Annotated in this window: 6 protein-coding genes and 1 pseudogene; 3 read left to right on the top strand and 4 right to left on the bottom strand. The window is 65.5% G+C overall.

Annotated elements, in window-relative coordinates; genetic code table 11:
- On the bottom strand, nucleotides 1–1,121 hold a 1,121-nt coding region (locus SY1_RS09095), incomplete at its 3' end, for a flagellar cap protein FliD N-terminal domain-containing protein (protein ID WP_208873537.1).
- Nucleotides 1,122–1,467: 346 nt separating this feature from the next.
- Here SY1_RS09095 and SY1_RS09090 point away from each other — a divergent pair.
- The 3 genes from SY1_RS09090 to SY1_RS09080 all read left to right on the top strand — a co-directional run bounded on the left by SY1_RS09090 (nucleotide 1,468) and on the right by SY1_RS09080 (nucleotide 3,797).
- A complete protein-coding gene (locus SY1_RS09090) occupies nucleotides 1,468–2,556 on the top strand; it encodes a lysylphosphatidylglycerol synthase transmembrane domain-containing protein (protein WP_243440650.1) in 1,089 nt (362 codons plus the stop codon).
- Complete coding sequence (locus tag SY1_RS09085) at nucleotides 2,553–3,107, top strand: methyltransferase family protein (RefSeq protein ID WP_208873535.1); 555 nt, start codon at nucleotides 2,553–2,555, stop codon at nucleotides 3,105–3,107. The genes SY1_RS09090 and SY1_RS09085 overlap by 4 nt, the downstream gene beginning before the upstream one ends.
- Nucleotides 3,108–3,185: 78 nt before the next feature.
- Nucleotides 3,186–3,797: a hypothetical protein gene (locus SY1_RS09080; protein ID WP_015556844.1), complete on the top strand. Its 612-nt coding sequence runs from the start codon at nucleotides 3,186–3,188 to the stop codon at nucleotides 3,795–3,797.
- Nucleotides 3,798–3,969: 172 nt separating this feature from the next.
- On the opposite strand, the gene rpsI is transcribed toward SY1_RS09080, so the two are convergent.
- The 3 genes and pseudogenes from rpsI to SY1_RS09065 form a co-directional block, all read right to left on the bottom strand.
- Nucleotides 3,970–4,362, bottom strand: coding sequence for a 30S ribosomal protein S9 (gene rpsI / locus SY1_RS09075; protein ID WP_015556843.1), 393 nt, complete (start codon nucleotides 4,360–4,362; stop codon nucleotides 3,970–3,972).
- 23 nt (nucleotides 4,363–4,385) lie between these two features.
- Nucleotides 4,386–4,817, bottom strand: coding sequence for a 50S ribosomal protein L13 (rplM, locus tag SY1_RS09070; protein WP_015556842.1), 432 nt, complete (start codon nucleotides 4,815–4,817; stop codon nucleotides 4,386–4,388).
- Nucleotides 4,818–5,046: 229 nt separating this feature from the next.
- A pseudogene (locus tag SY1_RS09065) lies at nucleotides 5,047–5,377 on the bottom strand (nicotinate phosphoribosyltransferase); the annotation flags it as partial.

The raw sequence follows: 5,377 nt of genomic DNA, 5'->3' as shown, positions 1-5,377 counted from the left end.
GTGTCCTCCCGCTTCACCTGGAGGGTGATCTCCTCGTTCTCCGCCGGGTCGTAGGTCACCGTGTACTTCTTGCCGTTCGCCGGTCGGTTGTCGCCCTTCCAGACGATGGACTTGCCCGCCAGGGTGAAGGCGGTGCCGTACTCATAGGAGGCCCCGTCCTCGTCCTTGATCGTGATTTTGGACGTGCCTGCGGCCAGGTTCGCGCTGTTGGGGACGAAGTCCAGCACGGTGCGGTCCAGGAGGTCCCCCGAGGACCGGGTGACCTCCTTGGAGTAGCGGTCGCGCTCCCCCGTCCTATAGGTCACGTGGTAGGTGTCGCCGGCCTTGGCCGTCTGGTCGTCGTACTCGCGCCAGCGGATCTGCTTCCCCACCACGTCGAAGTCCTTGCCGTTCGTCCAGGTCTTGCCGTCCCCCGTGACGATGACGTCGCCGTTCGACAGAGTGGAGGGGTCGATGGGGAGGGTGGAGAGGGCGTCCCAAGACAGGGCGGAGCGCTTGATGACCTCCTTGGAGGTCGTCTCCCCCAGGCCCGTCTTGTCGCTCTTCAGGATCAGCCGCCCGTCCACGACGGAGGCCGTGACCCCCATGGGCGGGTTCATGGTCTTGATCGTCGTGTTGATGCGCTTGGCCAGCGAATCCAGGGTGTCCGAGGCGAGGACCTCCACCTGGGCCTTCCGCCCCCCGGAGCTGATCCAAAGGCGGGTGCTGGTCAGGCCATTCAGAGGGCCTTTTTTGAAGACCTCGGACAGAGAGTCCGAGAAGGAGTTCGACCGCTGCAGCTGGGCTCTGGCCAGCTGCTGGACCTCGAGGTTGTAGACGTTGACCTCCGCGTCGCTCGTGACGGAGGCCGTCAGCACGCCCTTGTAGGACCCGTTCGAGTCCACGCGCTCCACCTTCACCTCCTTGGCCCGGTAGGTCGAGGGCAGCTTCAGCGAGGAGATCGAGGAGTGCATCTTCTGCATCGCGACCTTCATTTCCTCAAAGAGGGTCTTCTTGTTGTTCAGGTTCTTCCGCTTGTTCACCTGAACCTGCGCGGGCCTGGAGGCCATCTCGGTCATCTTCTTGATGATGCCCTCCCAGTCGATCCCCGACGCAACGCCCGACACGGTCGTAGAAGCCATGACAGCAACCTCCTGTTGAATGTGAAATTCGGACGGCGGCGCGGATCCATCCTCGTCCGCCACTTCTCGATATTTTACACCTCATGCGCCGCCCGCTATCCCTTTAAGGTTATCGGCGGCGGGGGCGAAAAGTTGAGGGCCGTCGCGGGGGCGGCGCGCTTGTGCTAGAATACTGAAGGTTTTTCGGATAACCTCGCCCCGCGTCGGGAGGGGAGCGCAAACGGGGGCGGAGGGGCCGCAGCGCCCGGCACCCCCCTGAACGGTTTTGCCGAGGGAACGTCCCCGGCGGTTGACGTCCCCGTCCCGCCTCCGACCCGTCATAATTTTGTTGCTGGAGGAATGTCGCTTGTCCCTTCGAAAAGGCCTTATCGTGTTCGTCCTGCTGGCTTTCGCCGCGAACTCGGTCATCATCGCAAAGAGCGTCAACGCGGAAACCCTGCGCTCGCTCCTTCACGCGGATAAGCTCGCGCTCCTGGGAGCGCTCGGCGTCGTGCTCTTCACCTGGCTGTGCGACGCGGGACGGTTCTGCGCCCTGTCCTGCGCGGCGCAGGAGCGCGTCAGCCTTCCCATGGGGCTCGTGCTGACGTGGCTCAACTACTTCGGCAGCGCCGTCACCCCCATGCAGAGCGGCGGCGGCCCCTTCCAGGTCTACGTCCTGTACAAGAAGGGCGTCGCCATCGGGAAGGGCATCGCCATCACGCTGGTGCGCACGATGCTCACCGTCCTGATCCTGAGCGTCGTGGTGCCCACCGTGCTGGCGATGGACCCGGCGATCCTGCAACGCAGCCCCTTCCTGAAGGGCATCGTCTCCTACGTCTTCGTCGTCATCATCGCCACCTGGGTCTTCATCGCCTTCACCATAGCGCGCCCGAAGGCCTTCAAGCGGCTGGCCAAGGCCCTCATTCTCTGGGGCCGGCGTCTGAAGCTCCTGCACTCCCAGCGGACGATCATCCGCTCGTTTCAGTGGCTGGACCGTGAGATGGACAACTACCTCCTGAACTTCAAACTGCTCTTCCAGTCCCGGTCGGGCCGGCTCTACCTGCTCCTGGCGGCGGCCCTCTCCGTCATGCACCTGCTCGCGCTCTTCACCGTCCTGCCCATCCTGATGCACGCGGTAGGGCTCCCCTTTCGCTACAGCGAGGCCGTGGCCATCCAGGCCGTGTTCATGTTCATCCTCTACTTCGTCCCCACTCCGGGGGCCAGCGGCGTCGCGGAGGGGGGCGGCGCCCTCCTCTTCGGGATGCTCATGCCCTGGAACATGGCAGGCGTCATGGCCATCATCTGGCGCTTCTTCACGGAGTATCTCTCGATCTTCATGGGCGTGGTGGTGGTGGTGCGCATGTTGGGCTGGGGCGTCTCGGAGGACCTGCACCAGGGGGCCGCGCCGGAGGAGGAGGTCCTGAAGGACCAGAGGGCGAAGGGGCCGCGGCCGTGACGCTTCGCGAGCGGGCCTTCCAGCTGAGGGGTGGGCTGTGGACGGCCCTCTTCCTCCTGATCCTGGCCGCCGCGCGCCCGACGCCGCGCTCCGTCGCGCTGGGGCTCGTGCCCGTGGCGCTGGGGCAGCTGTGGCGCCTCTGGGCCGCGGGCTCCATCGGGCGCTACCGGGGGGAGGCCGTGGGCGCGGAGCGGCTGGTCACCTGGGGGCCCTACGCCCTCATGCGCAACCCCCTCTACTTCGGCAACGGCCTCATCGGGCTGGGTTGGGGACTGATGGCCGGCCCCTGGGCTGCGGGCACCTTCCTCGCAGGCTTCGTCCTCCTCTACAGTCTCGTCATCATCCCCCACGAGGAGTCCTTTCTCCTTCAGAAGTTCGGGGAGGAGTATCGCACCTATCGGACGCGCGTCGGGGCCTTCTTCCCCCGATCGTGGCCGGGGACGGTTCGCGGTCCCTTCAGCTGGGCGGTCCTCCGCCGGAGCGAGGTCCACACGGTCCTGAGCACCGTCGTCGGGACGCTCCTCATCGCGGCGAAGCTGCTCCTGCCCTAGGGCTCCCCTTCGCCGCCATTCCAGGGCTCTGTGCTATACTGTATCCGGACGCGGCCCGTCCGGGAAGGAGAGGACACCATGGACCCAAAGAAGAACGATTCCGGCAGGGATATGACCGTCAACGACCTCATCTCGGCGATCTCCATGACGGAGTACCCGCAGTACATCCTGGACGCGCTCTCCCGCATCCAGGGCTGGATGCGGGACACCATCAACGCGCCGGCCAACCGTGGCATCGACCCCTTCTCGGCCCTGTTCGAGGGCGAGGAGGAGGACGACGAGGGCCCCGGCGTGGACACGCTCTTCGAGAGCCTTGAGGAGCTGGAGGAGTACGTCGACCTGATCCCCAACACCCACCGCCCCGACGGCAGGGCGGACGTGATCGTCGTGAGCCTGACGCCGCCCCCGGACTACGAGAGCGGCCTGCGCACGGCCATCGACTACGCGGCGCTCTTCAACCGCCCCAACTGCAAGCGCGTCTGGATCGTGAGCGACACCTTCATCTTCGACGACGTCGTGCGCTACGCGGCCCACGTGGACGCGCTGACCGAGCAGGGCGTGACGCTGCGCTTCATCCTGGTGACCCCCTGGGGGTGGGTCGAGCTGCCGCTCAGCGGCGCTGCGGCCTCGCGCCAGCAGTTCACCTGGCGCAGCCAGCTGAAGGACGGCACGGGGAAGAAACGTCAATAGCCGGATTTGAAACGCGGGATCGACGGGATCGATCCGGGCGGCGGCCTGCGGGCCGCCGCTTTTTTGTCGAAGGCGGGCGCCATGAGGGCAAAAAACAAAAAAAGGAGGACGCCCAAAAGCGGCGTTCCTCCTGTCGTGTTTTTCGTCCCTGAAACGGTCGTCCCGAAACCGCTTAACGCTTCGAGAACTGCCTCTTGCCGCGAGCGCCCTTCTGGCCGAACTTCTTGCGTTCCACCATGCGGGGGTCGCGCGTCAAGAACCCCTCCTTCTTCAGGACGGGCCGCAGGTCCGGGTTCATCCGGATGAGGGCGCGGGCGATCCCCATCCTCACCGCTCCGGCCTGTCCGGACAGGCCGCCACCCGATGCGTTGACGAAGACGTCCACCTTGCCCTCGAGGCCCGCCGTCTTGAGCGACTGCGTCGCCAGCGACTGCCACACGAGGCGCGGGAAGTAGTCCTCCACCGTCCGATCGTTGATCTTCAACTCGCCGCTGCCGGGGCAGAGCCTGACGCGGGCCAGGGCGTTCTTGCGGCGGCCGGTCCCCCAACTAAAAGTGCTGTTCATCTGAGTATCCTCCTGTCCAAAAACTATACGTCAAGCGTCTCGGGGGCCTGGGCGGCGTGGGGGTGGCTGGGGCCCGCATAGACCTTGAGCTTGCTCGCATACTTCAGACGATTGCGGGGAAGCATCCCGCGCACCACGTGCTCCAGCAGAAATTCAGGCTTCTCCACCACCAGCCGCGCCCAGGGGATGGCCCTGTAGCCGCCGGGGTGCCCCGTGTGATAGTGCCACTTGGACTGCGTGGCCTTCTTGCCGGTCATCTTCACCTTCTCGGCGTTGATCACCACAACGTAATCCCCCGTGTCCACGTGGGGGGTGTAGGTCGGCTTGTTCTTGCCCGTCAGAATGCGGGCGATCGCGGACGCCAGACGGCCAACCGGCCGATCCGCCGCGTCGATAACGTACCACTTTCTCTCCACCTGACCTGGCTTCACCAGGTAGGAACTGCTGCCTGCCATCTTGCTTCCTCCTCAAAATCGCCCCGGAGAGGGACGTCATGCTGTGAAACGCGGATAGCGAAGTGCCCTGAGGCAAAAAACGATCTATGGAACCGAAATCAGGCAGCGCGCCCCGGGACCGCGATAACGCCGGCGCCGCACTCCTTCCGGAGGGATTTGTGGCAGGGGGCCATCCCTCGAAGGCGCAGCGTCCGAAGTTCCGTCCCTGGCGCTTGACCCGAAAACTTTTCTATTGTATACGAACGAGGCGGTCGTTGGCAAGTATCCCCGGCAGCCTTCCGCGCTTTGCCACGGGCACGCCGCTGACCTCCTTCAGGTCCATGGTCATGTCCATGGGCTCCGCGTGGGCGATGTAGCTCCCCACGCCGAACACGTCCGCCCCAACGGCGGCCAGCTCCGCGATGCGGGCCGGCGTCAGCCCGCCGGAGACGACGATCTGGACCCCGTTGAAGCCCGCACGGTCCAGGCGGCAGCGCGTCTCGCGCACCAGGTCCACCGTCACGCCCCCCCGTTGCCCGGAGTGTCCAGGCGGACGGCGTCCAGCCGATCCCCCAGCGCAT

This window comes from Fretibacterium fastidiosum (genome assembly GCF_000210715.1).
GTDB lineage: Bacteria > Synergistota > Synergistia > Synergistales > Aminobacteriaceae > Fretibacterium > Fretibacterium fastidiosum.
Note: the sequence above shows the minus strand (reverse complement) of the source record. Positions and strands in the feature narration are given on the sequence as shown.

What these genes read in the sequence shown, in the direction of transcription:
- rpsI (WP_015556843.1), bottom strand. Translation starts at nt 4,362, where the DNA reads ATGAACAGCACTTTTAGTTGGGGGACCGGCCGCCGCAAGAACGCCCTG.
- rplM (WP_015556842.1), bottom strand. Translation starts at nt 4,817, where the DNA reads ATGGCAGGCAGCAGTTCCTACCTGGTGAAGCCAGGTCAGGTGGAGAGA.
- SY1_RS09080 (WP_015556844.1), top strand. Translation starts at nt 3,186, where the DNA reads ATGGACCCAAAGAAGAACGATTCCGGCAGGGATATGACCGTCAACGAC.